This is a genomic window from Pseudomonas sp. MWU13-3659, from assembly GCF_023757525.1.
GTDB lineage: Bacteria > Pseudomonadota > Gammaproteobacteria > Pseudomonadales > Pseudomonadaceae > Aquipseudomonas > Aquipseudomonas entomophila_E.
The window spans coordinates 23,223-48,089 of record NZ_JAMSHW010000018.1; the positions used below are offsets into that span (position 1 = coordinate 23,223).

Genomic DNA, 24,867 nt, shown 5'->3' on the forward strand with positions numbered 1-24,867 from the left:
GGTTTACCCGCGATGGGCTGCGCAGCAGCCCCAATGTCTACTCAGCGGCTTACGCCAGGCTCTTGCTCACCACCTCATACACATCGCTGGACAGCGCCCCGGAAGCGAGAATCCGCTCCAGCTCGCCCTTCATCAGCGCCTGACGCTTGTCGTCATACTTGCGCCAGCGGGTCAGCGGCGCCAGTTGACGCGAAGCAATCTGCGGATTCAGCGCATTGAGCTCGATCACCAGGTCCGCCAGGAAGCGGTACCCCGACCCATCGGCGGCGTGGAAGTTGACCAGGTTCTGCCCGGCAAAAGCGCCGACCAGCGCCCGCACCTTGTTCGGGTTCTTCAAAGTGAAGGCCGGGTGTTCCATCAATGCCTTGACCCGCGCCAGCCCGCCCGGCAGCGCGCTGGCCGCTTGCACGCTGAACCATTGGTCCATGACCAGCGGGTTGTCCTTGAAGTGCTCGGCGAAGGCGTCCAGCGCCTTGCCCCGCTCGGCTTCGAACGGCGAATTGACCAACACCGCCAGCGCGGTCAGGCGCTCGGTCATGTTGTCGCACTGGTCGAACTGCTCCAGGGTCGCTTCCAGCACCTGCGGCTTGCCACCCAGCATCAGGTACGACAGCGCGATGTTCTGCAGGCTGCGGCGGGCGAAGTGCTCGGCCGAGGCCACGTAGGCGGTCTTGCGCGAGACCTCGCGGTTGGCCTGGTAGCGCACCCACAGGGCGTCGAACAACTGCTCGGCGATCTGCTGGCGGGCGAACTCGCGGGCGGCGTGGATTGCATCGACATCAGCCACCTGGCTGATCTCGGTGAGGTACGCCTCGCCTGGCAGCGAAAGCATCTCGGCGACCATGGCAGGGTCCAGCGCTTCGTTGCCCAGCACGGTGCCCAGGGCGGTGATCAGGCGCTGGTCGAGCTTGAGCGCTTCACCACGCTGGTGCTGGCCGATCAGTTCCTGCAGTACCTGCACCGACAACTGCTGCCCCGCTTCCCAGCGGTTGAAGCCGTCGCTGTCGTGCTGCATCAGGAACATCAACTGGTCGCGGTCGTACGGGAAGCTCAGCTTGACCGGCGCGCTGAAGCCGCGCAGCAGCGACGGCAGCGGCTTGGCAGAGATACCTTCGAAGGTGAAGGTCTGCTCGGCCTCGGTCACCGACAGCACGCGCGAAGTACCGACGGCCTGCGCTTCGCCGCCCAGGCGCAGGGGCAGGTCGTTGCCGTGAGCGTCCAGCAGGCCCAGGGCCACCGGGATCACGAACGGCAACTTCTCGACCTTGTCCGGCGTCGCCGGGCAGCTCTGACGGAAGGTCAGGCTGTAAGTCTGCGCGGCGGCGTCAAACTGTTCGCTGACCTCAAGGCGTGGCGTGCCAGCCTGGCTGTACCAGCGCTTGAACTGGGTGAGGTCGACGCCGTTGGCGTCTTCCATGGCCTTGATGAAGTCGTCGGTGGTCACCGCCTGGCCATCGTGGCGCTCGAAGTACAGGTCGCTGCCCTTGCGGAAGCCCTCGGCGCCCAGCAGGGTGTGGACCATGCCCACCACTTCCGCGCCCTTTTCGTACACGGTCAGGGTGTAGAAGTTGGAGATCTCGATGAAGCTGTCCGGGCGCACCGGGTGGGCCATGGGGCCTGCATCCTCGGCGAACTGATGGGTGCGCAGGTAGGCGACGTCCTCGATGCGCTTGACCGTGCGCGAGTTCATGTCGGCGCTGAACTCGGCGTCGCGGTACACCGTGAAGCCTTCCTTGAGCGACAGCTGGAACCAGTCGCGGCAGGTCACGCGGTTGCCCGACCAGTTGTGGAAGTACTCGTGGGCGACCACGCCCTCGACCCGCTGGTGGGCGGCGTCGGTGGCGGTCTCGGCGCGGGCCAGCACGCAACTGGAGTTGAAGATGTTCAGGCCCTTGTTTTCCATGGCGCCCATGTTGAAGTCGTTGACCGCGACGATCATGAAGATGTCCAGGTCGTACTCGCGACCATAGACTTCCTCGTCCCAGCGCATGGACTTCTTCAGGCTGACCATGGCGTGGTCGCACTTGTCGAGGTTTTCCGGCTCGACATAGATGCGCAAGGTCACATCGCGGCCTGACTGGCGAACGAATGTGTCTTCCTTGCACCAGAGGTCACCCGCCACCAGGGCGAACAGGTAGGCCGGCTTCTTGAACGGGTCTTCCCAGGTCGCCCAGTGGCGGCCATCTTCCTGTGGGCCGCTACCGACCGGGTTACCATTGGACAACAGCACCGGGTAGCGATGCTGCTCGGCGATCACCGTGGTGGTGAAGGTGCTCATCACGTCCGGGCGGTCGAGGTAATAGGTGATCTTGCGGAAGCCCTCGGCCTCGCACTGGGTGCAGAACATCTTGCCGGACTTGTACAGGCCTTCCAGCGCGGTGTTGCTCTCCGGATGGATCTTCACGTTGGTGTCGAGGGTGAACTTCTCGGCGTCCGGCTGCACGGTCAGACTGTCATCGCCCAACTGGTAGTCGCTGGCGGCCAGCACACGATCATTCAGCTGGACGCTCAGCAGCTCCAACTGCTGGCCATCAAGTACCAGCGGCGGCAGGCCGGCACCGCGCTCGGGGTTGCGGCGCATGACCAACTGCGCGTGCACCAGGGTGTGGTCCTCGAACAGCTCGAAGGTCAGGTGGGTCTCGTCGATCAGGTACTCGGGGGCCTGATAGTCCTTGAGGTAGATCACTTGCGGTTGTTCAGTGCGCATGGTGACGATCCTTTACTGGAGCACGGCCAGTTGGTAGGCCGTGTACTTGCGAATGTTGATCACGCCGGTATCGAAGATCAGGTACTGGCCCTTGATGCCCAGCAGCGTGCCTTCCACGACCGGGTCCTTGTCGAGGTTGAAGCTGACGATCTTTTTCGGGTAGGCCTCGACCGGGTAGCGCATCTGCACCACCTCGGCGTCGGGCAGCGGCTGGATGGCCTGTAGCCCGAAGCGCTCCTGCAGGCCACGGAGACCGTCGGCGCAGGCGTCGAAGATCTGTTCGCGGATGGCCGGCAGGTCGAGCGTTTCAGCATCGCCCTTGAGCAGTGCGCGCCAGTTGGTGCGATCCGGCACCTGGCTGCGCAGCACATCCTCGACCAGCCCGGATTGCTGGCGGGTGGCCACACGCATGATCGGCAGCGCCTGGCTGGCACCCTGGTCGAGCCAGCGGGTGGGCAGTTGCGTGGCGCGGGTGATGCCGACCTTGATGCCCGACGAGTTGGCCAGGTACACCACATGGTCGGTCATGCAGAACTGCTCGCCCCACGACGGCTCACGGCAAGTGCCGGCGTCGTAGTGGCATTTTTCCGGGGCCATGATGCACACATCGCACTGGGCCAGCTTGGTCATGCACGGGTAGCAGTAACCCTGGCTGAAGCTGGTCTTGGTACGCTTGCCGCAATGGGTGCAGTGGATCGCGCCGAGGTATTCCAGGCGGATCGACTGGCCGATCAGCGGGTTGACCGGCACCTCGGTGTCATCCAGGCGGAAACTGTATTGAACGACCGGTGCGTCCAGGCGCACCGCCATCTTGCTCAGAGAGCCACGAGCGAGTTCGATCAATGTACCGAGTCCGACTTGAACAGGATGTTGGCGATCGGCGCGGACTTCGAGGCGCATTCCTGCGGGCCCATGTAGCCGGTGCGCTGCTCTTCGGGGAGGTTTTTCATCTCCCAGGCGATCACCGCCTGCAGCGACAGCTCTTTCTGTTCAGCCGTCAGTTTGCGGCCGTCGGACCATTTGCCGATTTCCACGGCCGTTTTCAGGCTCTCGTAGATCTCGGGGGTGATGTTTTCGATCATTTGCGCGAATGTGGACATGGTGTCTCCTCAGTCAGGCCGACAGTCTACGCCTGGCGAGTCCTCCGCCCAAGAGGCCGGTCAGGCATCCGATGAGCAACCCACCGACATGGGCGGCGTTGGCGATCTGGCCAAAACCCAGTTGGCCGACCACGCCGCTCAGGCAGACCAGCAGCCAGACCAGCATCATCACCAGCACACCCTTGGGCAGGCTGAACTGTGGATTGGGTGCCAGCCACTGGTACAGCCAGACATGCCCGAGCAAGCCGTACAGCACGCCGGACAGGCCACCGAACAAGCTCGGGCCGCTGCTGAAATGCTGGGCCAGGTTGGACACCAGGCTGAACAGCAAGGTCAGCATCAGCAGCATCCACGGCCCCTGGCGCAGTTCGATGCGCTTGCCCAGTTCCCAGTACCACAGCCCATTCATCGCCAGGTGCAGCACGCCGAAGTGCAGCAGCATCGGCGACACCAGGCGCCACCACTGGCCTTCGGCTAGCGCCTGGGGCAATGAGGTGAAGTAGATGTAGTCCCCCTGCACCTGGAATGGCAGGAAAGTGAACCAGGCGATGGTCGTCAGGTTGTCACCCAGGCTGGTCAGGCCGGCCACCACCAGGCTCAGGAACAGGACCGTGGCGGTGACCTTGCAGGCACGGGCCTGTTCCTTGAGAGAAGGCACCGCAGGGGTGTTTGCCGGCAAGTCGGTCGCCACGGGGAGTTCCACATCGGCGTTGCCGTCGGGGAAGCGCTGGTACAGCTGGCGCACGTCGTCGGCCATCGCGGGGGGCGCCCAGAGCACCTGTTCCTCGCCCTCCTCCACCACCCGGTGCGGCACTTGCAGGCGACGCAGCAGGGCGACGAAGCCGCCGAGGTCGACCGTCAGCGGCAGGCGCAACACTTCGATCACGTTCATTGGCTGGCCTGCGGGCGTTCGACATCGACCCAGACGAACTTGTGCGGGTCGATGCGGGTTTCGTCATCCAGCCGGTAGGCCGCCAGCTTGCCGTACAGCACCGCGCTGTAGTCGAGGCAGGCCAGGTTGGCGCGGATCGGCGCCGGCCGGCCGCTGCGCCAGTAATGGCCGACGAACAGCAGCGGCTCGTCCTCGGCGTAGCGCAGCAGGGCATTTTTCTGGCTGTGGCTGAGCGGTGTACGGGCCACCTCATCCGGCAGTGCATCGGGCTGGAACACAATGTCACCGTAGGTTTGCGGGTCTTCTTCCCAGAACTTGGTGCGGAAGAAGGCGCGGGTCAGGCCATCGCCACCGGTGAGCGTCAGGCCGTCCGGCAAGCGCATGTCGGTGCCCCGCAGCAGGCGGTTGCACACCGTGCTGGCAAAACTGCCGGACACCGCCGAGGCCTGGACGAAATGCTCGTCGATACGCCCGTCGTGATACTGCTGGCGCAGCGGCTCGATCAACTGGTGGTCCCAGCAGGCATGCACCAGGCGGAACCGGCCGGCGTCGACGAACAGCGGCAGCTCGTAGAACCACTGGATGAAGTCGTGCCAGTCGCCGGGGTGCTGGGCGAACTGGGTGAGGGTTTCGTCGATCAGCCGCGCATGGCGCGGCGTGTGCTCGCGGACATACGCCTTGCCGCTGCCGGGCAGCGCCGGGGTAACCCAGCCCAGGGCGTTGTATTCATGGTTGCCCATGATGCAGAAGGCCTGACCGGCCTCGACCATGTCATGCACGATGTGCAGCGCCTCGCGGATGCGCGGGCCACGGTCGACGATGTCGCCGAGGAACAGCGCCTGGCGCCGCGGATGCCGCCACACCCCGCCCACCCGCTTGTAGCCGAGCGCGTCGAGCAGGCGTTCGAGGGTGAGCGCACAACCGTGCACGTCACCGATGATGTCGAAACTGCGCGCCGGATCGAGCATCAGTCGTCCCTGCCTCCCAGGCGGCTGCCCCAGCCGAGCTTGGTGCGGCAGACCTCGTAGTAATTGTGGTCCAGCGGGTGGATCAGGCGCAGTTTCTGCGGCTTCTTGCTCACCGTGATGGTATCGCCGGGGGCGCAGGTGAAGTGGTTCTGGCCGTCACAGGAGACCTGCGGGTAGATCTGCAGGTCCTTGGACACGACGATCTTCAGCTCGCTGTTGCCATCCACCACGATCGGCCGGCCCGACAGCGTGTGCGGGTACATGGGCACGATGACAATGGCGTCGAGCTTGGGGTGCATGATCGGGCCGCCGGCAGAAAGCGCATAGGCAGTGGAGCCGGTCGGGGTGGCGACGATCAGGCCGTCGGCCTTCTGGCTGCAGACGAACTGGCCGTCGATGTAGATCTCGAACTCGATCATCCGCGTCGACTTGCCGGGGTGCAGCACCACATCGTTGAGCGCATCGCCCTGGCCAATGGCCTCGTTGTGGCGGCGCACTTCGGCTTGCAGCAGGAAGCGGTTCTCGACCAGATAGTGACCGTCGAGCACCTCGGCGACCTTCTCTTCCAGCTCGTCGGGGCGGATATCGGTGAGGAACCCCAGGTTGCCGCGGTTGATCCCCAGCACCGGGATGTTGTGCCGGGCAAGGGCCCGGGCGGCGCCCAACAGGCTGCCGTCGCCACCGACCACGATGACCAGGTCGCACACCTCGCCCAGCAGCTTGCGCGTGGAGGTCTGCAAGCCGTGGCCGGGCAGCACTTCGGCGATGGTGTCCTCGAGGATCACGTGCAGGTGGCGCTCGAGGAGGAATTTTTTCAGTCGGCGGATGGTGTCGAGCACCTGGGAGCTGCCAAGGCGTCCGATGATACCGATATTGCGAAATTGCTCCATGGTGCTCCTGCGAGGCTCTGCGGCGGGGTGACAATGCCGCGATTATGGGCGAAAGGACCGGCCAGCGGCAAACCGGCTATGCTCGCAGGATGATGCCCTTCGCCGATCTGCAGCCCGTGCTCCACCAGCTGCGCCAGCCTGCCGTGCGCGACCTGGCGTGGGCGGTCCTGTCGCCGCCGCTGCTGGACGACGCCTGCGCCCCGCAACGCCACCCGCTGAGCGCCAGCGCCTGGGCCGACGACCCCGGGCAACTGGCTGACTGGCTGCGCGCGCTCGATCATGACCCCACAGCGCTGCTGGACTGGCTGTCGCGCCTGACCAGCCGACGCCTGGGGCTCTACTACGAGGCGTTGTGGCAGTTTGCCCTGCGCCAGGCCCCGGGCATCGAGCTGCTGGCGGCCAACTTGGCGATTCGCGATGGCGGGCGGACCCTGGGCGAACTGGACATCGTGCTGCGCGACCGTGAAGGCGTTCATCACCTGGAGCTGGCGATCAAACTCTACCTGGGGCCACCCAGCGGTGATGGCAGCGACCCGGACCAATGGCTTGGCCCCGGCTGCCATGACCGATTGGGAAGAAAGCTGGCACACCTGACACAACATCAGTTGCCCATGTCGAGCGGGCCACAGAGTCACGCCGTGCTGGCCGGGCTGGGCCTGGACCAGGTGCAGGCTCATCTCTGGCTTGGCGGTTATCTGTTCTACCCACACGCAGGACGAACACAATCGCCGGGAGGAGCCAATCCCGACCACCTGCGCGGTAGCTGGATGCGCCATGGCGAATGGAACGTCGCCGACAACAGGTGCTGGCAACCCCTGCCCCGCCAGGCATGGCTGGCACCGGCGCGAATCGAAGCACCGGCATGCTGGAGCACGGAACGCTTCGCTGCCTGGCGCGAAGGGCTGGAGCCCGATGCCCATGCACACCTGCTGACCCGACTGGAGCAGCAGGCGCAAGGGCACTGGGAAGAAGTCGAACGGATGTTCCTGGTGGCCGATGACTGGCCTGACCTCCCCCCACGCTGAAACGGCCCCGCCGCCTCACTGACGGCGGGGTATTCAAGCGTCAGGACGCTTCGGCCACCGGCTCAGGCGCCGGGCAATGCGCCTGGGCATCCTTCGGCCACAGCACCTGGCCCTTGCCGTCGACCACCTGCTCCGCGCCGCAAGGCAGGCGGTTGGTGTCGAACACCACGCTGCCGTCCAGGCGATACAGGGCGCGCAGCGTGCGCACCGCGTCGTCGCCATTGCCCTCGACCCGATAGGCGAAGATCGCGCCACGCGCTTCATCGACCACCACGTCCTGCCATTTGGCGGGCACCAGCAGCTTGCCATCCAGATCGTACAGCGCGCGCACGGCATCCGACTTGCTGCCCTCGGCCGCCAGCAGGTGGTGACCGTCAGCCAGCAGCTTGAACGACACGAACTGTTCCGGCTTGACCAACACCTTGCCTTGCTCGTCCATCAGGCCCACGGTGACGGCTTCGTCCGGCACCCCCATGAACGTCACGATCTTCTTCGGCGATTTCAGTTCAGAGAAGGCATAACGGTTCGGCGCAACCAGGCCGATCTGCTTGTAGGTGGGCTGGAACACCACCTTGCCATGGTCCAGGTCGATGGTGCCGTAGGTGGCCAGGAACATGTTCTGCAGCTTGCCAATATGGTTGAAGCCCGGGCGATGGCCACTCATGCCGAGCAGACCCATGCCGGCGTCGCCGATCGAATCGTACTCGGGCTGGATCAGCCATTTGCCGTCATGGCCGATCATGCCGGCCTTGCCACGGTCTTCCTCGGTGCGCTGCAACTGCACCATGCCACCCACCTTGCCGAAGGTTTCGCAGCTCTGGTACTGCGCCTCGATCACCACCTTGCCCTGGTAGTCCAGGTAACCGCACGGTTTGTCGTAGCTGTCGCGGAAGGCCACCAGGCCACCGCCCGGCGTACCCAGCCAACCCTTCTCGAGCGGGATCACCAGGTTGCCGGCGGCGTCCGCCAGGCCCTTGCCGGCAGCGCCCTCGCGGGAAACCACCAGGTGACCGTCGGCCGCGCTGACAATGGTGTCGAAGTCGAGCTTGCGCAGCACCTTGGTCTGCAGGTTGTAGCCCCAGTTTTCACCCTGGCGCTCGGCCAGCACCCAGTTGCCGCGCTTGGCGAAATCTTCACGCACGTACATCGAGTCGAATACCGCCTCGCTGACCTTCTCGCCCTGGGGCGTAAGGATGCCGCGCAGTTCGCCGATCTCGTAGACGATGAAATCGTTGTCGCCGCCCACATAGACGGTGTCGAAGATGGCCGGCTGGACGTCCTTGCCCTGCTCGTCCATCACCCCGACCTTGCCATTGTGGTCATAGCCGAACAGGCCCGGGGTCAGGGTATAGAGCGAATCGGTGAGGTCGGCACGGATCACCTGCTTGCCGTCGCCACTGGCCAGGTGCCAGTAATCGCCGCGGCCGAAGATGAAGGCGTTGCTGAAGGGCTGGGTGTAGAGCTGGGTGAACTCGCTGCCCGGCGCGACACGGAAGGCGCCGTTCTGGTCCAGTACCGCGCATTCGTCGTTCACGCACAGCGGAATGGTCAGGGCGGCAATCGGTGGCGTCTTGACCGCCGGGGCTTGCTCACAGCCGGCGAGCAGCAGGGACAGGGCGCCGAACAGCGCGACCCGAGGGGTGGAGATGAGGGGTTTCATTGACACAGGATCCTTGTGCGATGGAAATCGGGTGCAGGCCCAAAGCCACCACCCAGCCCGCTGTGTCGGCCGTGCTAGATAGATCTGAAGCAAACAATTTTCCATTCCAGCGATTAGAGTGAGAGACAGGCGCCAGCAAGAGCGCCCATTCCGACCTGATGACGAGGACCCACCATGGTTTCATCCACCCCTGCGGCCCACTACGCGCGGCTGTCGATCGCCCTGCACTGGCTGATGCTGGTGCTGCTGGCCGCCGTGTACGCCTGCATCGAACTGCGCGGCCTGTTCCCCAAGGGCAGCGCCGAGCGCGACCTGATGAAAGACCTGCACTTCATGCTTGGCCTGACCGTGTTCGTGCTGGTCTGGCTGCGCCTGGCCGTGCGCCTGTCGCGCCCCACGCCACCGATCGTGCCCAAGCCCCCGGCCTGGCAGACCGGCCTGTCGCACCTGGTGCACCTGCTGCTGTACCTGATGATGATCGGCCTGCCGCTGGCGGGTTGGGCGATCCTCAGCGCCGCTGACAAACCAATCCCCTTCTATGGCCTGGACCTGCCGGCCATCGTCGCGCCCGATCCGGACCTGGCCAAGTTCATCAAGGGCTGGCACGAACGCATCGGCAGCTGGGGCTACTGGCTGATCGGGCTGCATGCCGTGGCGGGGCTGTACCACCACTATGTGCGGCGCGACAACACGCTGCTGCGCATGCTGCCCTACAAGTAACCCCGGCGCCCCTGCAGGCCACCGGTGTGCAGGAAGACCAGGCGGGTGCCCGGGCGAAAACGCCCGGCCTCCACCTGGTCACGCAGGGCCAGTAGCGCCTTGCCGGTGTAGAGGGCTTCCAATGGCATGCCGGTCAGATGCTCGGTTTGCTCGATGAATGCCAGCAACGTGTCATCGATACGCGCAAAACCACCCCGGCAGGCCTCGTGCAACCTGTACCCCTGCAAGCCGGCCAGTGCCTCGACCGTTTCGGGCACGCCGTGATCCCGTGGCACCGCCAGGGCGCCGTGGACCTCATGCTCACCAGCCTCCGCCAGCACCAAGCCCGCCAGGGTGGTGCCGGTACCGGCCGCCAGCCACCAGGCGTCGTAGTCCGCCCAGCCCAGCGTGGCCAATTGTGCCTTGCACTGCTCGACGATCAACCCGCACCCCCGAGCGCCCGCCAGCCCGCCACCGCCTTCGGGAATGCAATGCCAGCCCGGATAGCGGGCTTGCCAGGGCTGCCAGAAGCCGGGCTCATGACGGGCGCGGTAGCCACCGAAACCCAGCCAGTGCAGCGCCATGCCCAGTGCCCTCAGGTCTCTTACTGTCGGCGTCTCCTGCGGCTGCCCACGTAGCAAGCCGACGGTGGCGAAGCCGAACCGCCTGCCGGCCGCTGCCAGGGCATGGAGGTGGTTGGAATGGTTGCCGCCCAGGCTGATCAAGCCCGGTGCTCCAGCCCCACGGGCTTCAGCCAGGTGGTGGCGCAGCTTGAACCATTTGTTGCCGCTGATCAGTGGGTCGATCAGGTCCAGGCGCAGGACGGCGAGCTCGACCTGGGCTTGTTGGAGCCAGGGTAGAGCGAGGCGCTGCAGAGGGGCTTGGGGAAGGGAGAACTCGGGCATGGCGCGAGTCTATCAGGTGCCCGGGCAGACGGATCGCGAAAAGGATGGCACGGGCTGCGCCCGTGTTCGCCGGCAAGCCGGCTCCTACAGGTACCGTGAGGTCGGCGCGATTCCTGTAGGAGCCGGCTTGCCGGCGAATGGGCCTGAACTGTCAACACAGGCTCACTGGGTTATCACAACTCCGCGGCCAACCGCGAACCCTGGTTGATCGCGCGCTTGGCATCCAGCTCGGCCGCCACGTCGGCGCCGCCGATCAGGTGCACCGACTGCCCGGCCGCCACCAGCCCTTCCTGCAGCTCGCGCAGCGGCTCTTGGCCGGCGCAGACGACGATGTTGTCCACCGCCAGCAGCTGCGGCTCGCCCTCATTGATGCGCACATGCAGCCCGGCATCGTCCACGCTCAGGTACTCGACGCTGTTGAGCATCTGCACATGCTTGTTCTTCAGGCCGGTGCGGTGGATCCAGCCAGTGGTCTTGCCCAGGCCGTCGCCGACCTTCGACTTCTTGCGCTGCAGCAGGTACACCTGGCGCGCCGGAGCATGGGGTTCAGGCTTGATACCCGCGACGCCACCACGGGCCTCCAACTGCGTATCGATACCCCACTCCTTCCAGAACGCCTCGCGGTCCTGGCTGGTGGCTACGCCCTTGTGCACCAGGTACTCGGACACATCGAAGCCGATGCCGCCGGCACCGATCACCGCCACCCGCTCACCCACCGGCTTGCGCTCCAGCAGCACGTCCAGGTAGCTGAGCACCTTGGCGTTGTCGATGCCCGGGATCACCGGGGTGCGTGGGGCGATGCCGGTCGCCAGGATGATCTCGTCGTATTCGCCCGCCACCAGCGCTGCCACGTCGACCCGGGTGTTCAGGCGCAGGTCGACACCGGTGCTCTTCACCTTGTTGCGGAAGTAGCGCAGGGTCTCGAAGAACTCTTCCTTGCCCGGCACACGCTTGGCCACGTTGAACTGCCCGCCGATCTCGCTGCCCGCGTCGAACAGGGTCACCTTGTGACCGCGCTCGGCGGCCACCGTGGCAGCCGCCAGGCCAGCCGGGCCGGCGCCGACCACGGCGATGCGCTTGACGGTACGCACCGGCACGTAGTTGAGTTCGGTTTCATGGCAGGCACGCGGGTTGACCAGGCAACTGGTCAGCTTGCCGCCGAAGGTGTGGTCCAGACAGGCCTGGTTGCAGCCGATGCAGGTGTTGATGTCGTCGGCGCGACCTTCGGCCGCCTTGTTGACGAAATCCGGGTCGGCCAGGAACGGCCGGGCCATGGACACCATGTCGGCATCGCCCTCGGCCAGCACCGCCTCGGCCACCTCCGGCGTGTTGATGCGGTTGGTGGTGACCAGCGGGATCTTCACCGCGCCGCGCAGCTTGGCGGTGACCTTGCTGAACGCTGCGCGCGGCACCTTGGTGGCGATGGTCGGGATACGCGCCTCGTGCCAGCCGATGCCGGTGTTGATCAGCGTCGCGCCGGCCTGCTCGATGGCCTTGGCCAGCACCACGATCTCGTCCCAGGTGCTGCCACCCTCGACCAGGTCGAGCATGGACAGGCGGAAGATAATGATGAAATTCGGCCCCACCGCTTCACGTACCCGGCGCACGATCTCCACCGCCAGGCGCATGCGATTCTCGTAGCTGCCGCCCCAGCGGTCGGTGCGGTGGTTGGTGTGGGCGGCGAGGAACTGGTTGATGAAGTAGCCTTCCGAGCCCATGATCTCGACGCCGTCGTAGCCGGCACGCTGGGCAAGGCTGGCGCAGGTGACGAAGTCACGGATCTGCTTCTCGATACCCTCCTCGTCCAGCTCCTTGGGCTTGAACGGGTTGATCGGCGCCTGGATGGCGCTCGGCGCCACCTGTTTCGGGCTGTAGGCATAACGCCCGGCGTGGAGGATCTGCAGGCAGATCTTGCCACCGGCCCCATGCACCGCCTCGGTGACGATACGGTGCTTGTCAGACTCTTCCTCAGTACTCAGCTTGGCCGCGCCGGAGTAGACGCCGCCTTCATCGTTCGGCGCGATCCCCCCTGTGACCATCAGCCCGACACCCCCGCGGGCACGCTCGGCGAAATACGCCGCCATACGCTCGAAACCGCCCGGGCGCTCTTCAAGTCCGGTGTGCATCGAACCCATCAGGGTACGATTGCGCAAAGTGGTGAAACCCAGGTCGAGGGGGGCCAGCAGGTGTGGGTAATGGGCGTTTGCCATGGAGGTGCTCCACAGTTGGCGTGATCACGGAATGCGGGCGCCTCTTCCAGTCCGGCGGGGCCCGTCGTTTGTCTGATGCCGACATTAAACAGGCGTTTGAACACCCTCAATGATCGAAACTGACAACTTATTGATCCTGCTGCACAGCAGGCTTACCCTAGGGCACCTCATTCCACATTGCGCAGAACCGCTCCATGGGAAAACTGCTTGCCAGCGCCCTGGCACTGGTTGTCATCACCACGCTGTTCGCCTACGGCTTCTGGACCTCGCAGCGTCCGGAAGGCCATTACCTTTCTGATCTGCGCATCGAACTGGCGCTCGACCAGGGCGTGCCTGGGAACCAGGGCAACCTGCTGGGTGTCGAGCCCCTGCTATACCCAGGCGACTACCAGAACCTCGAGCGCCTGCACCGCAAACTATCCGCCTACCTGGACCAGGCTCGCGGCAGGGGGCTGGTCAACGCCCGGACCGTGGTGGTACTGCCTGAGCACATCGGCACCTGGCTCTGGGCCCGAGGTGAAAAGAACGAGCTGTACCAGGTCACCCACCGTCGCGAAGCCTGGCAATGGCTCGAGCTGAGCAACCCGCTGCGCTACGGCCTGGCGCTGCTTGCAGCCAGCGGCAACGACCGCCGCGGCGATGCGCACCTGCGCATGAAGGCCGCGCAGATGGCCAACGACTACCAACAACTGTTCGGCGGCCTGGCGCGGGAATTCGGCGTCACCCTGGTGGCCGGCTCGATCGTTCTCCCCGCCCCCTATGTCGAAAACGGCCGGTTGCATGCGGGTGACGGCCCATTGTTCAACACCAGCGTGGTCTTCGGCAGCGATGGCGGCGTGCTGGGGCAACCCCAGCACCAGCAGTACCCGGATAGCGAAACCCGACGCTATATCCATGAGGGTCGCCAGCATCCGCTGCACATCGTGCAGACCCCCGCCGGCCGCCTGGGCGTGCTGGTGGGTAGCGACAGCTGGTACCCAGCCAACCACCAGCAACTGGCCGAACAGTCGGTGCAACTGATCGCCAACCCGGTTTTCCTCAGTGGCCAGCAACAGTGGCAAGCCCCTTGGCGTGGCAACCGCCACCAGCCTGCGGCGGCGCAGTTGCCGCTGCGGCGCGGCCAGGTCAGCGAGCAGGCCGCGTGGCAACAACTGACCCAAGCTGCCAGCAAGGGTGTCACCAGCATGAGCGTGTTCCTGCGCGGCCAGTTCTGGGAGCTCAGTGGCGATGGCCAGGGCTTCGCCAGCCAGGCCGGCGTCCTCTGGGCGGGTAGTACCAGCCATGGTGCACGCCTGCTGAACCTGTGGTTGTGACAACATGCCCCGCCTCCGTGTGCGCCTGGGTGAACTGTCGGTAGGATTCGTCCAACCGCTGGCTCAGGCACTGACGCAACTCGGCCATGATCCGCACCCCCTCCTGCTACGCTACGGGCTCGATACCCAGCGCCTGGCCGAACCAGGCGCGCGATTGTCGATCCCGCGCTACATGCATCTGGGCCATGCCGCCATCGCGATGAGCGGTGAACCGGCACTGGGCCTGCGCATGGGCCGCCTGAGCCAGCTGGCCCAAGCCGGGCTCGCGGGCGTGACCGCCGCCCAGGCCCCTACCCTCGGCGAGGCTGCTCGCACACTGCTGCGCTTCGAGCCACTGTATGCCGCCAACTACCGTGGCCAGTCGAGCTTTCAGGAGGACAATCAGGGTGCCTGGCTGCGCTTCTACTCCATCAGCCCCTACAACACCTACAACCGCTTCGTGGTCGACTCGTTGCTGGCCGGCTGGCTGGCACAGCTGAGCGCCCTTGTGCAGCGCCCGGTACAAGCCGAGCGGCTGGAGATCGAATTCGAGTCGCCCACTTACGCCGCGCAATACCAAAGCTTGTGCAGTGGCACGGTAGTGTTCGGTGCCCCGGCCAACCAGTTGCGCCTGGGCCAGACCACGCTTGCCCTGGCCAACCCGCACCATTGCCCGAGCACCTGGCAGCACCTGTTGCAACTGTGCGAAGCGGAACTGGCCCTGCGCACCCGGGTACGCAGCCTGGGCGAGCGCATCACCCACCTGCTGGGCCCTTTGCTCAACGGTGGACGCGAACCAGACCTGGAGGAAGTGGCGCGGCACCTGCAACTACCCACCTGGACCTTGCGGCGCAAGTTGGCCGAGGAAGGTACGCGCTTTCGCAACCTGCTCAACGACACACGGCAGGACCTTGCCGAGACCTACATCCGTGACACGGAGCTGGCCTTTGGCGAAATCGCCTATCTATTGGGGTTTGCTTCGGCGGAAGCCTTCCAGCGCGCGTTCAAGCGCTGGACGGGCCTTACACCGGGAGAGTTTCGCCGCCTTCAGCGGCAGGTGGGCTAGAGCTCGGTAGCGTCATCCGCGGGCTCTGGCGTGTCCAGTTCATAAGCCTGGAATTCGAGAAGTTCTTCCTGGTAGTCGTCCATCAGCCTGCTTCCTCTTCACTCATCATTCGCGGGTCTGCCGTCAATCTAGGTCGGCCAAATGAAGGAATGGTTACATCCCCGTGACAAGTAAACGTAGCAGGCGCCCGAAACATTACCCGCGCAAGCTGTAACAGTGCATGACCACTGTCACAACGGTGCTGGCGCCTGTTCGGCGCCCGGTGCTTGCTGCACCTGGATTGGAGCAGCCTCCACCGGTGGCGCGACCGGCTGGGAGCCTTGGCTATCCACGACAGGGGTCGCCGGGGCTTCGCTGGCTGGCACCTGCGCAGCCGGCTGCGCAGGTGCTGCCGGCTCCGGTGCCGTTGCGGGCGCCAGCGCGGTCGGCGCAGGCTCCGGCAAGCCCAGCTCGGCAGCTGGTTTTTCCACCTTGGCCGGCTCGACGGCTGCCTCGGCCTTCTTCGCGGCCTTGGGTTTGGGCAAGTAGCTTTCCACCAACGCGAAGTAGCGGTCGTAGAACTGCGACGCGGTCACCGTTTCGCTGGCGACCTTGACCATCGAGTCGTCGGTGGAGCCGATCGGCATCGACACCGAGCCCAGCACACCCACACCCAGGCTGGCGGAGGTGTTGGATTTCTTCAGGGTGTAACGGTCCTGCAGGGCGTTGGCGAACATGGTCGAACGCTGCTTGTCGCCCATGTCGGGCACACAGGTGATGTTGAAGCTGATCTGCATGTGGTTTTCGGCGTTCTGCTGGAAGCTCTTGTTGCCGGCTACCTGGTTCGCATCACTGCTGGTGATGATGTAGCCCTGGCTGAGCAGTGCACGCCTGGCAGCTTCGCAGGTACTTGCCTCACTGACCGGGAAGCTGCGCGAAAAGGTGCCGGAGTCATCGAAGTTCTCATGCTCGTAGACAGCGGCTTTTTTCGAGGAGCAGCCGGAAACGCCCGCCAGCACAAGGGCCAGCCCGAGCGCGCCATAGACGGTTGATCTAGACATTGCCAATTCCGGGAAGATACGAATGGGGCGTATTGTGCATCACATCGATCACCTGCTGAAACCATTGATCGGTGAAGACTGTGTCAGTTGGGTGTATTTGATGACCCCTAGCCTTTCATGAGGCAGAAACGAAAAAAGCGACCCTAAGGTCGCTTTCTTGTTGCCTCGAGGTGTTCAAGGGACCTTGAGGCGAATATGGCGCAGCGGACGGGACTCGAACCCGCGACCCCCGGCGTGACAGGCCGGTATTCTAACCGACTGAACTACCGCTGCGTATCATCCGGGCTTGCACCCGATTGAAACTGGGATCCAGATTCTCAAGCGCACATGGCGCGAAAACCAGGAACGAAAAAAGAGCATTGCCTCTTTCCGTTTTGCTTCGAGCTGTTCTAGGGACTCGACGCGAAGATGGCGCAGCGGACGGGACTCGAACCCGCGACCCCCGGCGTGACAGGCCGGTATTCTAACCGACTGAACTACCGCTGCGTATCGTTCAGGCTTGCACCTGATTGAAACTGGGATCTGGCCTTGCGGCCTCAGACCGGTGTGAACACCCATCTGGAGAAAAAATGGCGCGGCGGACGGGACTCGAACCCGCGACCCCCGGCGTGACAGGCCGGTATTCTAACCGACTGAACTACCGCCGCGCATAGCTGGACTTGCGTCCTGTTTCTCTCTGCCAGCGTACTTTTTGCAAAGCACTCTGTACTAGAAACGTCCTCAGGAAGTGGTGGGTGATGACGGGATCGAACCGCCGACCCTCTGCTTGTAAGGCAGATGCTCTCCCGGCTGAGCTAATCACCCCCGCGATGTTGCTTGTTGCGTTTGCTTCGCTGAGGCCGCGAAATTTACGCAGGTACCGATGCTAAGTCAATACCCCCATTGAATTTTTTTTCAAAAAGGGGAAAAACAGCTTCAAGCTTGAAGCTGCAAGCGACAAGGAAAAGCTCCCGTCGCCTGCACCACCGTATTCGACCGTGGTAAAGACAAAGGGGACGTCACGGCCCCCTCTTAAAGCTTGAAGCTTGAAGCTTGCAGCTCAGGTGTAGATCATCTTGCGCGTCATGCCGCCATCGACCACGAACTCCTGGCCAGTGACGAACCCCGCCTGGCGCGACAGCAACCACGCCACCAGCGCCGCGACATCCTCCACCGTCCCTACCCTGCCTGCCGGGTGCTGGGCATGGTCGGCTTCGCTCAACGGTTCCGCTCGACGCTGCGATGGGTCACGGGCATCGATCCAGCCCGGGCTGACGGCATTGACGCGAATTTCCGGCCCCAGGCTCATGGCCAGCGCATGGGTCAACGCCATCAGGCCACCCTTGCTCGCCGCATAGGCCTCGGTATCCGGCTCGGATTGCCGGGCACGGGTGGAGGTCAGGTTGACGATGGCGCCGCCGTGGGCACGCAGGTAAGGCGCACAGTGCTTGGCCAGCAACATCGGACCATTGAGGTTGACCGCCAGCACACGGTTCCACTGGGCCAGCGACAGGCTTTCCAGTGTCTGGTTGTGCGGGTTGGCGATGGCCGCGTTGCTGACCAACGCGTCCAGCCGGCCAAATTGCCCCAGCACTTCGGAAACCCCGGCACTGACCTGGGCTTCGTCGGCCACATCCATGCAGATGAACCAGGCGTTGTCGCCCAGCGCCTTGGCGACCTTGGCGCCACGCTGGCGGTCCAGGTCGCTGAGCACCACCTGCCAGCCTTCGCAGATCAACCAGGCGGCGATGCCCAGGCCGATACCGCGGGCGGCACCGGTCACCAGGGCCACCCGACCATTGTGGTCGGGTTCGCCAGCCTTCCAGTCGATCACAGCGCCGCCAGGCCGCGCGCCAGGTCCGCTTGCAGGTCGGCCAGGTCTTCCAGGCCGACAGCGACACGGATGAGGCTGTCACGGATCCCTGCCGCTTCACGCTCCTGCGGCGTCAGGCGACCGTGGGAGGTGGTCGCGGGGTGGGCGATGGTAGTCTTGCTGTCGCCCAGGTTGGTGGTGATCGAGATGACCCGAGTGGCGTCGATGACGCGCCAGGCGCCCTCCTTGCCCCCCTTGACCTCGAAACTGACCACCGCACCGAAGCCACTCATCTGGCGCTTGGCCAGTTCGTGCTGCGGATGGCTCGGCAAGCCGGCGTAGTGAACTTTCTCCACACCGTCCTGGCGCTCCAACCACTCCGCCAGCGCCTGGGCACTCTCGCAATGCGCACGCATGCGCAACTTGAGGGTTTCCAGGCCCTTGGTGAAGACCCAGGCGTTGAACGGGCTCAGGGTCGGGCCAGCGGTGCGCAGGAAACCCACCACTTCCTTCATCTGCTCGCTGCGCCCCGCCACTACACCGCCCATGCAACGGCCCTGGCCGTCGATGAACTTGGTCGCCGAGTGGAACACGATGTCGGCACCGAGCTTTAGCGGTTGCTGCAGCGCGGGCGTGCTGAAGCAGTTGTCCACCACCAGCATGGCGCCACGGGCATGGGCGATCTCGGCCAGCGCCGGGATATCCACCAGCTCGGCCAGCGGGTTGGACGGCGACTCGACGACCAGCAGCTTGGTATTGGCCTTGATGGCCTGCTCCCAGCCGCTCAGGTCGGCCAGCGGCACATAGTCCACCTGCACGCCGAAACGCTTGAAGTACTTCTCGAACAGGCTGATGGTCGAGCCGAATACACTTTGCGAAACCAGCACATGGTCACCGGCACTGCACAGCGACATCACCACGGCGAGCAACGCCGACATGCCGGTCGAGGTGGCCACGGCCTGCTCGGCCCCTTCCATCGCAGCCAGGCGCTCTTCGAAGGCGCGCACGGTCGGGTTGGTGTAGCGCGAATAGACATTACCTGGCGTTTCGCCAGCAAAGCGCGCAGCGGCATCGGCAGCCGTGCGGAAGACATAGCTGGAGGTCAGGAACAGCGCTTCGCTGTGCTCGGCCTCCGGCGTGCGGTTCTGACCGGCGCGCACCGCCAGGGTGTCGAAACCGACACCCTCGAGGTCACTGTCCAGTCGACCGGCATCCCATTGTTCGGTCATGCCGTCGCTCCCAAATCAGTTGTTGTAGAGGTCGATGATCGCGCTGACGGCCTGGGTCTTCACCTTGGCCAGGTCGTTACGGGCCTGCTCGATGCGGTCGAGGTAGGCTTCGTCGATGTCGCCGGTGACGTACTCACCGTTGAACACCGCGCAATCGAAGTGCTCGATCTTGATCTTGCCGCCACCGACCGATTCGATCAGGTCCGGCAGGTCCTGGTAGATCAGCCAGTCGGCGCCGATCAACTCGGCCACCTGCTCGGTGGTACGGTTGTGGGCGATCAGTTCGTGAGCGCTCGGCATGTCGATGCCGTAGACGTTGGGGTAGCGCACCGCAGGGGCCGCGGAGCAGAAGTAGACGTTCTTGGCGCCGGCTTCACGGGCCATCTGGATGATCTGCTTGCAGGTGGTGCCGCGCACGATCGAGTCGTCCACCAGCATCACGTTCTTGCCGCGGAATTCCAGCTCGATGGCGTTGAGCTTCTGGCGGACCGATTTCTTGCGCGCGGCCTGGCCGGGCATGATGAAGGTACGGCCGATATAACGGTTCTTGACGAAGCCTTCGCGGAACTTGACGCCCAGGTGGTTGGCCAGTTCCAGCGCCGCGGTGCGGCTGGTGTCAGGAATCGGGATGACTACGTCGATATCGTGATCAGGGCGTTCGCGCTGGATCTTCTCGGCCAGCTTCTCGCCCATGCGCAGGCGAGCCTTGTACACCGAGACGCCGTCAATGATCGAGTCCGGGCGGGCCAGGTACACATGCTCGAAGATGCACGGCTGCAGTTTCGGGTTCTCGGCGCACTGTTTGGTGAACATCTGGCCTTCTTCGGTGATGTACACCGCTTCGCCCGGCGCCAGGTCGCGGATCAGGGTGAAGCCGAGCACGTCCAGGGCGACGCTTTCCGAGGCGATCATGTACTCGACGCCTTCGTCGGTGTGACGCTGGCCGAAAACCACCGGGCGGATGCCGTTGGGGTCGCGGAAGCCGACGATGCCGTAGCCGGTGATCATCGCGACCACGGCATAACCACCCACACAGCGGCTGTGCACGTGAGAGACCGCGGCGAACACGTCCTCTTCGGTCGGCTGCAGCTTGCCGCGCACGGCCAACTCGTGGGCGAACACGTTCAGCAGCACTTCGGAGTCGGAGTTGGTGTTGACGTGGCGCAGGTCGGACTCGTAGATCTCCTTGGCCAACTGCTCGACGTTGGTCAGGTTGCCGTTGTGCGCCAGGGTGATGCCGTAGGGCGAGTTGACGTAGAACGGCTGGGCCTCGGCCGAGGTGGAGCTGCCGGCGGTCGGGTAGCGCACGTGACCGATGCCGATGCTGCCGACCAGGCGCTGCATGTGGCGCTGCTGGAAGACGTCGCGCACCAGGCCGTTATCCTTGCGCAGGAACAACCGGCCGTCATGGCTGGTCACGATACCGGCAGCGTCCTGGCCGCGGTGCTGGAGGACCGTAAGCGCGTCATACAGCGCCTGATTGACGTTCGACTTACCGACGATACCGACGATGCCACACATGCGACGCAACCCCTACTTTGATGAAACTTGAGTGAAGAGCGCTCAGGGCTTGCTCGGCCCGAGCAGCTGCTCCTTGAACGGAAGGTCAACGGGTGCGCTGACCCCACTGGACATCCACTGGCCGCCGAACCCGAGTATGAGGTTCTTCGACCAGTCGGCTACCAATAGAAATTGTGGTATCAGGCGTGATTCCTGCCACCACGGATCCTGTTGCACCGGCCCCAGGCTGAGCAGCCCGACGGCCACCACCACCAGCAAGCCCCCGCGCGCGGCGCCAAACGCCATGCCGAGGAAGCGATCGGTGCCGGACAGCCCGGTCACGCGAATCAGCTCGCCGATGAGGAAGTTGAGCATCGCCCCGACCAGCAGCGTGGCGACGAAAAGAATGGCACAGCCGGCAATGACCCGCGCGGAAGGGGTCTGGATGTAGCTTTCCAGATACTGCGAGAGCGAGCCGCCGAACATCCAGGCCACCGCACCGGCGACAATCCAGATGAGCAGGGACAAGGCCTCCTTGACGAAGCCGCGCTTGAGACTGATCAGTGAGGAAATGGCGACGATCGCGATGATCGCCCAATCAACCCAGGTAAATGCCACGGTGCTGCCTGCCGACGTTTGAGGCGGCGCATTTTACCAGAGCGAAGGGCTTGGGGGTAAGCGGAATGTCAGGAGTTTGAAGGGCTGCAGGCTGACTCTGGGGACAGCTTTGCGGGCTTGAAAATGCAGCATTCTCTGTAGGAGCGGCTTTAGCCGCGATGCTGGCAACACGGTGCCAGGCACCCGCTTCGCGGGTGATCGCGGCTAAAGCCGCTCCTACAGGAATTCGCAAAATATCAATGGATTAAAGCGACAGTTGCTAACCGCGCTCAGGCTGGAAACGCACTACGATGCCTTTGAGGTTCTGCTGGCGATTGATTACATCGCGCAGGCGCTCGGCCTCGGCACGCTCGATCAACGGCCCCACGAATACCCGGTTCATGCCATCCGCCGAACGGATATAGGCGTTGTAACCCTGGCTGCGAAGGGTCTTCTGCAGGTTTTCGGCCCCAGCCCGATTCGACAGACTGGCCAGCTGGATCGACCAGCTCACCGGCAGACCGTTGGCATCGATCTTCGATGGCGCGGCAGGCTTGGCTACCGGTGCGACAGGCGCCACTGTCGGTGCTGGCGCCGGGCGGGGTTCAACCTTCGGCGCCGCGGGAGTCGGCACTGGCGTCTGCGGTTTAGGCTGTAGTGGCTGCACGGCGGGCGCGGGCGCGATTGGCTGGCTTGGCGCAGTCACTGGCGCCGCGGACTCATTGACCACCACGGGCGACTGCTCGCCCGGGTCCGGCAACGGTTGCGGCTCCGGCACCGCCACAGGCTCTACCTGCACCAGGGGCAGGCTTGGCATGGCTGGCGCCTCAGGCGCCTCGACACGCACCTGGCGCATCTCGTCTTCACGAGTGAACAACATCGGCAGGAAGATCACCGCCAGCGCCACCAGCACCAGCGCACCGACCATGCGCTGCTTCATCCCTTTATCCAGCACTGCCATCTACTCCATCCTCGAGGGCCTGCCGTTCGAGCCAGGCCAGGGCCTCGCCGACGCAGAAAAACGAACCGAACAGCAGGATCTGATCATCCGCCGTCGCCTGGGTGCACTGCCCCTCCAGGGCAGCATCGACGCTGGCGTAAGACTTCACTGGCGCACCGAGGTTCGTCAAGGCGTCGGCCAGCTCTGCGGCCGGACGGCTGCGGGGAGTGGCCAGCGGTGCCACCGCCCATTCATCGACCAGCCCATGCAACGGCGCAAGCACTCCGTCCAGGTCCTTGTCGGCAAGCAAGCCAAATACCGCCAGGCGTCGCCCTTTGAGCGGCTGCGCCGCCAAGCGGCGCGCCAGGTACTCGGCGGCATGCGGATTGTGACCAACATCCAGCAACAGCTCTACACGCTTGCCGGCGAAGTGCACTGCTCGCCTGTCGAGACGCCCGGTGATGCGGGTATCCAGCAACGCCTGGCGCACCCGCGCTTCGTCCCAGGGCAGATCCATGAGGAGGAAGGCCTGCAAGGCGAGCGCCGCGTTTTCCATGGGCAGGTCGAGCAGCGGCAGGTCACGCAACTCTACGGCGGAGCCGTCCAGCCTGCTGCCTCGCCATTGCCAGTGATTGTCGGTGCTGCCCAGGTCGAAATCACGCCCCCTCAGGAAGAACGGGCAAGCCAGCTCACGCACCTTGTCGAGCAAAGGTTGCGGCGGGTCGAGATCACCACACAACGCAGGCTTGCCCTGACGGAAGATACCGGCCTTTTCGAAAGCGACCGATTCACGGGTATCTCCCAAATAGTCGGCATGATCGACGCCGATACTGGTGACCAATGAAACGTCGGCATCCACCAGGTTGACCGCATCCAGGCGGCCGCCCAGGCCGACCTCGAGCACCACGGCATCCAACTCGGACTGCTTGAACAGCCAGAACGCCGCGAGGGTGCCCATCTCGAAATAGGTCAGCGAAATTTCGCCACGCGCCGCTTCGACGGCGGTGAAGGCCTCGCACAGTTGCTCATCGCTGGCCTCGACGCCATTGATGAGCACCCGCTCGTTGTAACGCAGCAGGTGCGGAGAGCTGTACACACCCACCTTGAGCCCCTGGGCGCGCAACAGCATAGCCACGAAGGCGCAGGTCGAACCCTTGCCATTGGTGCCGGTGACCGTCACCACACGAGGCGCCAGCTTGCCCAGTCCCAGGCGCGCCAGTACTTGCCGCGAGCGCTCCAGCCCCATATCGATGGCCGAAGGGTGCAGCTGTTCGAGGTAGGCGAGCCACTCGCCCAGGGAGCGCTGGTTCATCACGCGACTGCGGCGACCTCTTTGGCCTCTTCCGGAGTAGGTTGGCCAGTCATCTGTGCCAACAGGCGAGCCAGGCGCGGACGCAGTTCTTCACGGGAGATGATCAGGTCGATGGCGCCGTGCTCCAGCAGGAATTCGCTGCGCTGGAAGCCTTCCGGCAGTTTCTCGCGCACGGTCTGCTCGATCACGCGCGGGCCGGCGAAGCCGATCAGTGCCTTGGGTTCACCGACGATGACATCGCCGAGCATCGCCAGGCTGGCGGAAACACCGCCGTAGACCGGGTCGGTCAGCACCGAGATGAACGGAATGCCTTCTTCGCGCAGGCGCGCCAGCACGGCCGAGGTCTTGGCCATCTGCATCAGCGAGATCAGTGCCTCCTGCATGCGCGCACCGCCGGAGGCGGAGAAGCAGATCATCGGGCAACGGTTTTCCAGGGCGTAGTTGGCGGCGCGCACGAAGCGCTCACCGACGATGGCGCCCATGGAGCCGCCCATGAAGGAGAACTCGAAGGCGCTGACCACGACCGGCAGGCCCATCAAGTTGCCGCTCATGGAGATCAGCGCGTCTTTCTCGCCGGTCTGCTTCTGGGCGGCGGTCAGGCGGTCCTTGTACTTCTTGCCGTCACGGAACTTCAGGCGGTCGACCGGCTCCAGGTCGGCGCCCAGTTCAGCGCGGCCGTCCTTGTCGAGGAAGATGTCGATACGCGCACGTGCGCCGATGCGCATGTGGTGGTTGCACTTGGGGCAGACGTCGAGGGTCTTTTCCAGCTCCGGGCGGTACAGCACGGCTTCGCAGGACGGGCACTTGTGCCACAGGCCTTCGGGCACCGAGCTCTTCTTCACCTCGGAACGCATGATCGAAGGGATCAGTTTGTCTACCAACCAGTTGCTCATGCTTTCTCTCTCCAGTATCGGCGGGCGGCGGGCCTGGAATTACCGGCCCCACCCCTGCCCTTGAGCTCAAATTCTGCTGTGAAACGACGATGGGCCGGCCATGGATTCGCCACGCACCGCCCCATCTCCAATTTTTACGCCGATGCCTGG

At 64.4% G+C, this 24,867-nt stretch carries 21 protein-coding genes and 4 tRNA genes; 4 read left to right on the forward strand and 21 right to left on the reverse strand.

All coding sequences use genetic code 11. The annotated features are described in order from the left end of the window. Window positions 1–49: 49 nt before the first annotated feature. From pepN to NGM28_RS20160, 6 genes are read right to left on the reverse strand one after another with little or no spacing between them, the layout of a single operon-like run. On the reverse strand, window positions 50–2,707 hold the full coding sequence (gene pepN / locus NGM28_RS20135; protein WP_252091222.1) for an aminopeptidase N: 2,658 nt from the start codon (window positions 2,705–2,707) through the stop codon (window positions 50–52). 12 nt (window positions 2,708–2,719) lie between these two features. Beyond that, on the reverse strand, window positions 2,720–3,550 hold the full coding sequence (locus tag NGM28_RS20140; RefSeq protein WP_252091223.1) for a DUF2797 domain-containing protein: 831 nt from the start codon (window positions 3,548–3,550) through the stop codon (window positions 2,720–2,722). Further along, window positions 3,547–3,807, reverse strand: a complete 261-nt coding sequence (locus NGM28_RS20145; protein ID WP_011532970.1) for a YeaC family protein — start codon at window positions 3,805–3,807, stop codon at window positions 3,547–3,549. The genes NGM28_RS20140 and NGM28_RS20145 overlap by 4 nt, the downstream gene beginning before the upstream one ends. Before the next feature lie 13 nt (window positions 3,808–3,820). Then, the gene (locus NGM28_RS20150) at window positions 3,821–4,699 is read right to left on the reverse strand and encodes a rhomboid family intramembrane serine protease (RefSeq protein WP_252091224.1); all 879 of its coding nucleotides are present in this window, start codon (window positions 4,697–4,699) and stop codon (window positions 3,821–3,823) included. Further along, on the reverse strand, window positions 4,696–5,667 hold the full coding sequence (locus NGM28_RS20155) for a metallophosphoesterase (protein WP_213660235.1): 972 nt from the start codon (window positions 5,665–5,667) through the stop codon (window positions 4,696–4,698). The genes NGM28_RS20150 and NGM28_RS20155 overlap by 4 nt, the downstream gene beginning before the upstream one ends. Beyond that, complete coding sequence (locus tag NGM28_RS20160; protein WP_011532967.1) at window positions 5,667–6,557, reverse strand: NAD(+) kinase; 891 nt, start codon at window positions 6,555–6,557, stop codon at window positions 5,667–5,669. Before NGM28_RS20160 ends, NGM28_RS20155 begins: the two co-directional genes overlap by 1 nt. Window positions 6,558–6,601: 44 nt before the next feature. Between NGM28_RS20160 and NGM28_RS20165 the strand changes: the two genes are divergently transcribed. Further along, on the forward strand, window positions 6,602–7,582 hold the full coding sequence (locus NGM28_RS20165) for a DUF1853 family protein (RefSeq protein ID WP_252091225.1): 981 nt from the start codon (window positions 6,602–6,604) through the stop codon (window positions 7,580–7,582). Window positions 7,583–7,622: 40 nt separating this feature from the next. On the opposite strand, the gene NGM28_RS20170 is transcribed toward NGM28_RS20165, so the two are convergent. Then, a complete protein-coding gene (locus tag NGM28_RS20170; protein ID WP_252091226.1) occupies window positions 7,623–9,242 on the reverse strand; it encodes a WG repeat-containing protein in 1,620 nt (539 codons plus the stop codon). A 174-nt stretch (window positions 9,243–9,416) separates the two neighbouring features. Between NGM28_RS20170 and NGM28_RS20175 the strand changes: the two genes are divergently transcribed. Then, window positions 9,417–9,962 (forward strand): cytochrome b, encoded by a 546-nt coding sequence (locus NGM28_RS20175; protein WP_240065173.1) that lies wholly within the window; start codon window positions 9,417–9,419, stop codon window positions 9,960–9,962. On the opposite strand, the gene NGM28_RS20180 is transcribed toward NGM28_RS20175, so the two are convergent. Both NGM28_RS20180 and NGM28_RS20185 read right to left on the reverse strand, forming a co-directional pair. After that, window positions 9,953–10,846, reverse strand: coding sequence for a 1-aminocyclopropane-1-carboxylate deaminase/D-cysteine desulfhydrase (locus NGM28_RS20180; protein ID WP_252091227.1), 894 nt, complete (start codon window positions 10,844–10,846; stop codon window positions 9,953–9,955). The two genes, NGM28_RS20175 and NGM28_RS20180, sit on opposite strands and share 10 nt — an antisense overlap. A gap of 173 nt (window positions 10,847–11,019) precedes the next feature. Then, the gene (locus NGM28_RS20185) at window positions 11,020–13,056 is read right to left on the reverse strand and encodes an NADPH-dependent 2,4-dienoyl-CoA reductase (RefSeq protein ID WP_252091228.1); all 2,037 of its coding nucleotides are present in this window, start codon (window positions 13,054–13,056) and stop codon (window positions 11,020–11,022) included. Window positions 13,057–13,250: 194 nt separating this feature from the next. Between NGM28_RS20185 and NGM28_RS20190 the strand changes: the two genes are divergently transcribed. Next, window positions 13,251–14,369: a nitrilase-related carbon-nitrogen hydrolase gene (locus NGM28_RS20190; protein ID WP_240065170.1), complete on the forward strand. Its 1,119-nt coding sequence runs from the start codon at window positions 13,251–13,253 to the stop codon at window positions 14,367–14,369. A gap of 4 nt (window positions 14,370–14,373) precedes the next feature. Continuing rightward, window positions 14,374–15,414 carry an AraC family transcriptional regulator gene (locus NGM28_RS20195; RefSeq protein ID WP_240065169.1) on the forward strand — a complete coding sequence of 347 codons (1,041 nt, stop codon included), beginning with the start codon at window positions 14,374–14,376 and terminating at the stop codon, window positions 15,412–15,414. 230 nt (window positions 15,415–15,644) lie between these two features. On the opposite strand, the gene NGM28_RS20200 is transcribed toward NGM28_RS20195, so the two are convergent. The 12 genes from NGM28_RS20200 to accD form a co-directional block, all read right to left on the reverse strand. After that, window positions 15,645–16,454 (reverse strand): DUF2242 domain-containing protein, encoded by an 810-nt coding sequence (locus NGM28_RS20200; protein WP_240065168.1) that lies wholly within the window; start codon window positions 16,452–16,454, stop codon window positions 15,645–15,647. A 196-nt stretch (window positions 16,455–16,650) separates the two neighbouring features. Beyond that, window positions 16,651–16,727 (reverse strand) — tRNA-Asp (locus NGM28_RS20205). Window positions 16,728–16,863: 136 nt separating this feature from the next. Continuing rightward, window positions 16,864–16,940, reverse strand: a tRNA-Asp gene (locus NGM28_RS20210). 84 nt (window positions 16,941–17,024) lie between these two features. Beyond that, window positions 17,025–17,101 (reverse strand) — tRNA-Asp (locus tag NGM28_RS20215). A gap of 81 nt (window positions 17,102–17,182) precedes the next feature. Next, window positions 17,183–17,258: transfer RNA gene (locus NGM28_RS20220), tRNA-Val, on the reverse strand. 235 nt (window positions 17,259–17,493) lie between these two features. Continuing rightward, window positions 17,494–18,267, reverse strand: a complete 774-nt coding sequence (locus tag NGM28_RS20225; RefSeq protein WP_213660226.1) for an SDR family oxidoreductase — start codon at window positions 18,265–18,267, stop codon at window positions 17,494–17,496. Further along, the gene (locus NGM28_RS20230) at window positions 18,264–19,475 is read right to left on the reverse strand and encodes an O-succinylhomoserine sulfhydrylase (protein ID WP_240065167.1); all 1,212 of its coding nucleotides are present in this window, start codon (window positions 19,473–19,475) and stop codon (window positions 18,264–18,266) included. Before NGM28_RS20230 ends, NGM28_RS20225 begins: the two co-directional genes overlap by 4 nt. A gap of 15 nt (window positions 19,476–19,490) precedes the next feature. Continuing rightward, complete coding sequence (gene purF, locus NGM28_RS20235) at window positions 19,491–20,996, reverse strand: amidophosphoribosyltransferase (RefSeq protein WP_011532955.1); 1,506 nt, start codon at window positions 20,994–20,996, stop codon at window positions 19,491–19,493. A gap of 42 nt (window positions 20,997–21,038) precedes the next feature. Further along, entirely contained in the window at window positions 21,039–21,593 is a 555-nt protein-coding gene (locus NGM28_RS20240; RefSeq protein ID WP_011532954.1) for a CvpA family protein, read from the reverse strand. Between the two features lie 259 nt (window positions 21,594–21,852). Beyond that, window positions 21,853–22,533, reverse strand: a complete 681-nt coding sequence (locus tag NGM28_RS20245; RefSeq protein ID WP_252091229.1) for an SPOR domain-containing protein — start codon at window positions 22,531–22,533, stop codon at window positions 21,853–21,855. Next, complete coding sequence (gene folC, locus NGM28_RS20250) at window positions 22,517–23,824, reverse strand: bifunctional tetrahydrofolate synthase/dihydrofolate synthase (protein ID WP_252091230.1); 1,308 nt, start codon at window positions 23,822–23,824, stop codon at window positions 22,517–22,519. The genes NGM28_RS20245 and folC overlap by 17 nt, the downstream gene beginning before the upstream one ends. Then, window positions 23,824–24,717: an acetyl-CoA carboxylase, carboxyltransferase subunit beta gene (accD, locus tag NGM28_RS20255; protein WP_240065164.1), complete on the reverse strand. Its 894-nt coding sequence runs from the start codon at window positions 24,715–24,717 to the stop codon at window positions 23,824–23,826. The genes folC and accD overlap by 1 nt, the downstream gene beginning before the upstream one ends. Window positions 24,718–24,867: the final 150 nt, after the last annotated feature.

What these genes read in the sequence shown, in the direction of transcription:
- pepN (WP_252091222.1), bottom strand. Translation starts at nt 2,707, where the DNA reads ATGCGCACTGAACAACCGCAAGTGATCTACCTCAAGGACTATCAGGCC.
- NGM28_RS20145 (WP_011532970.1), bottom strand. Translation starts at nt 3,807, where the DNA reads ATGTCCACATTCGCGCAAATGATCGAAAACATCACCCCCGAGATCTAC.
- NGM28_RS20150 (WP_252091224.1), bottom strand. Translation starts at nt 4,699, where the DNA reads ATGAACGTGATCGAAGTGTTGCGCCTGCCGCTGACGGTCGACCTCGGC.
- NGM28_RS20155 (WP_213660235.1), bottom strand. Translation starts at nt 5,667, where the DNA reads ATGCTCGATCCGGCGCGCAGTTTCGACATCATCGGTGACGTGCACGGT.
- NGM28_RS20160 (WP_011532967.1), bottom strand. Translation starts at nt 6,557, where the DNA reads ATGGAGCAATTTCGCAATATCGGTATCATCGGACGCCTTGGCAGCTCC.
- NGM28_RS20165 (WP_252091225.1), top strand. Translation starts at nt 6,602, where the DNA reads ATGGGCGAAAGGACCGGCCAGCGGCAAACCGGCTATGCTCGCAGGATG.
- NGM28_RS20170 (WP_252091226.1), bottom strand. Translation starts at nt 9,242, where the DNA reads ATGAAACCCCTCATCTCCACCCCTCGGGTCGCGCTGTTCGGCGCCCTG.
- NGM28_RS20175 (WP_240065173.1), top strand. Translation starts at nt 9,417, where the DNA reads ATGGTTTCATCCACCCCTGCGGCCCACTACGCGCGGCTGTCGATCGCC.
- NGM28_RS20180 (WP_252091227.1), bottom strand. Translation starts at nt 10,846, where the DNA reads ATGCCCGAGTTCTCCCTTCCCCAAGCCCCTCTGCAGCGCCTCGCTCTA.
- NGM28_RS20185 (WP_252091228.1), bottom strand. Translation starts at nt 13,056, where the DNA reads ATGGCAAACGCCCATTACCCACACCTGCTGGCCCCCCTCGACCTGGGT.
- NGM28_RS20190 (WP_240065170.1), top strand. Translation starts at nt 13,251, where the DNA reads ATGGGAAAACTGCTTGCCAGCGCCCTGGCACTGGTTGTCATCACCACG.
- NGM28_RS20195 (WP_240065169.1), top strand. Translation starts at nt 14,374, where the DNA reads ATGCCCCGCCTCCGTGTGCGCCTGGGTGAACTGTCGGTAGGATTCGTC.
- NGM28_RS20200 (WP_240065168.1), bottom strand. Translation starts at nt 16,454, where the DNA reads ATGTCTAGATCAACCGTCTATGGCGCGCTCGGGCTGGCCCTTGTGCTG.
- NGM28_RS20230 (WP_240065167.1), bottom strand. Translation starts at nt 19,475, where the DNA reads ATGACCGAACAATGGGATGCCGGTCGACTGGACAGTGACCTCGAGGGT.
- purF (WP_011532955.1), bottom strand. Translation starts at nt 20,996, where the DNA reads ATGTGTGGCATCGTCGGTATCGTCGGTAAGTCGAACGTCAATCAGGCG.
- NGM28_RS20245 (WP_252091229.1), bottom strand. Translation starts at nt 22,533, where the DNA reads ATGGCAGTGCTGGATAAAGGGATGAAGCAGCGCATGGTCGGTGCGCTG.
- folC (WP_252091230.1), bottom strand. Translation starts at nt 23,824, where the DNA reads ATGAACCAGCGCTCCCTGGGCGAGTGGCTCGCCTACCTCGAACAGCTG.
- accD (WP_240065164.1), bottom strand. Translation starts at nt 24,717, where the DNA reads ATGAGCAACTGGTTGGTAGACAAACTGATCCCTTCGATCATGCGTTCC.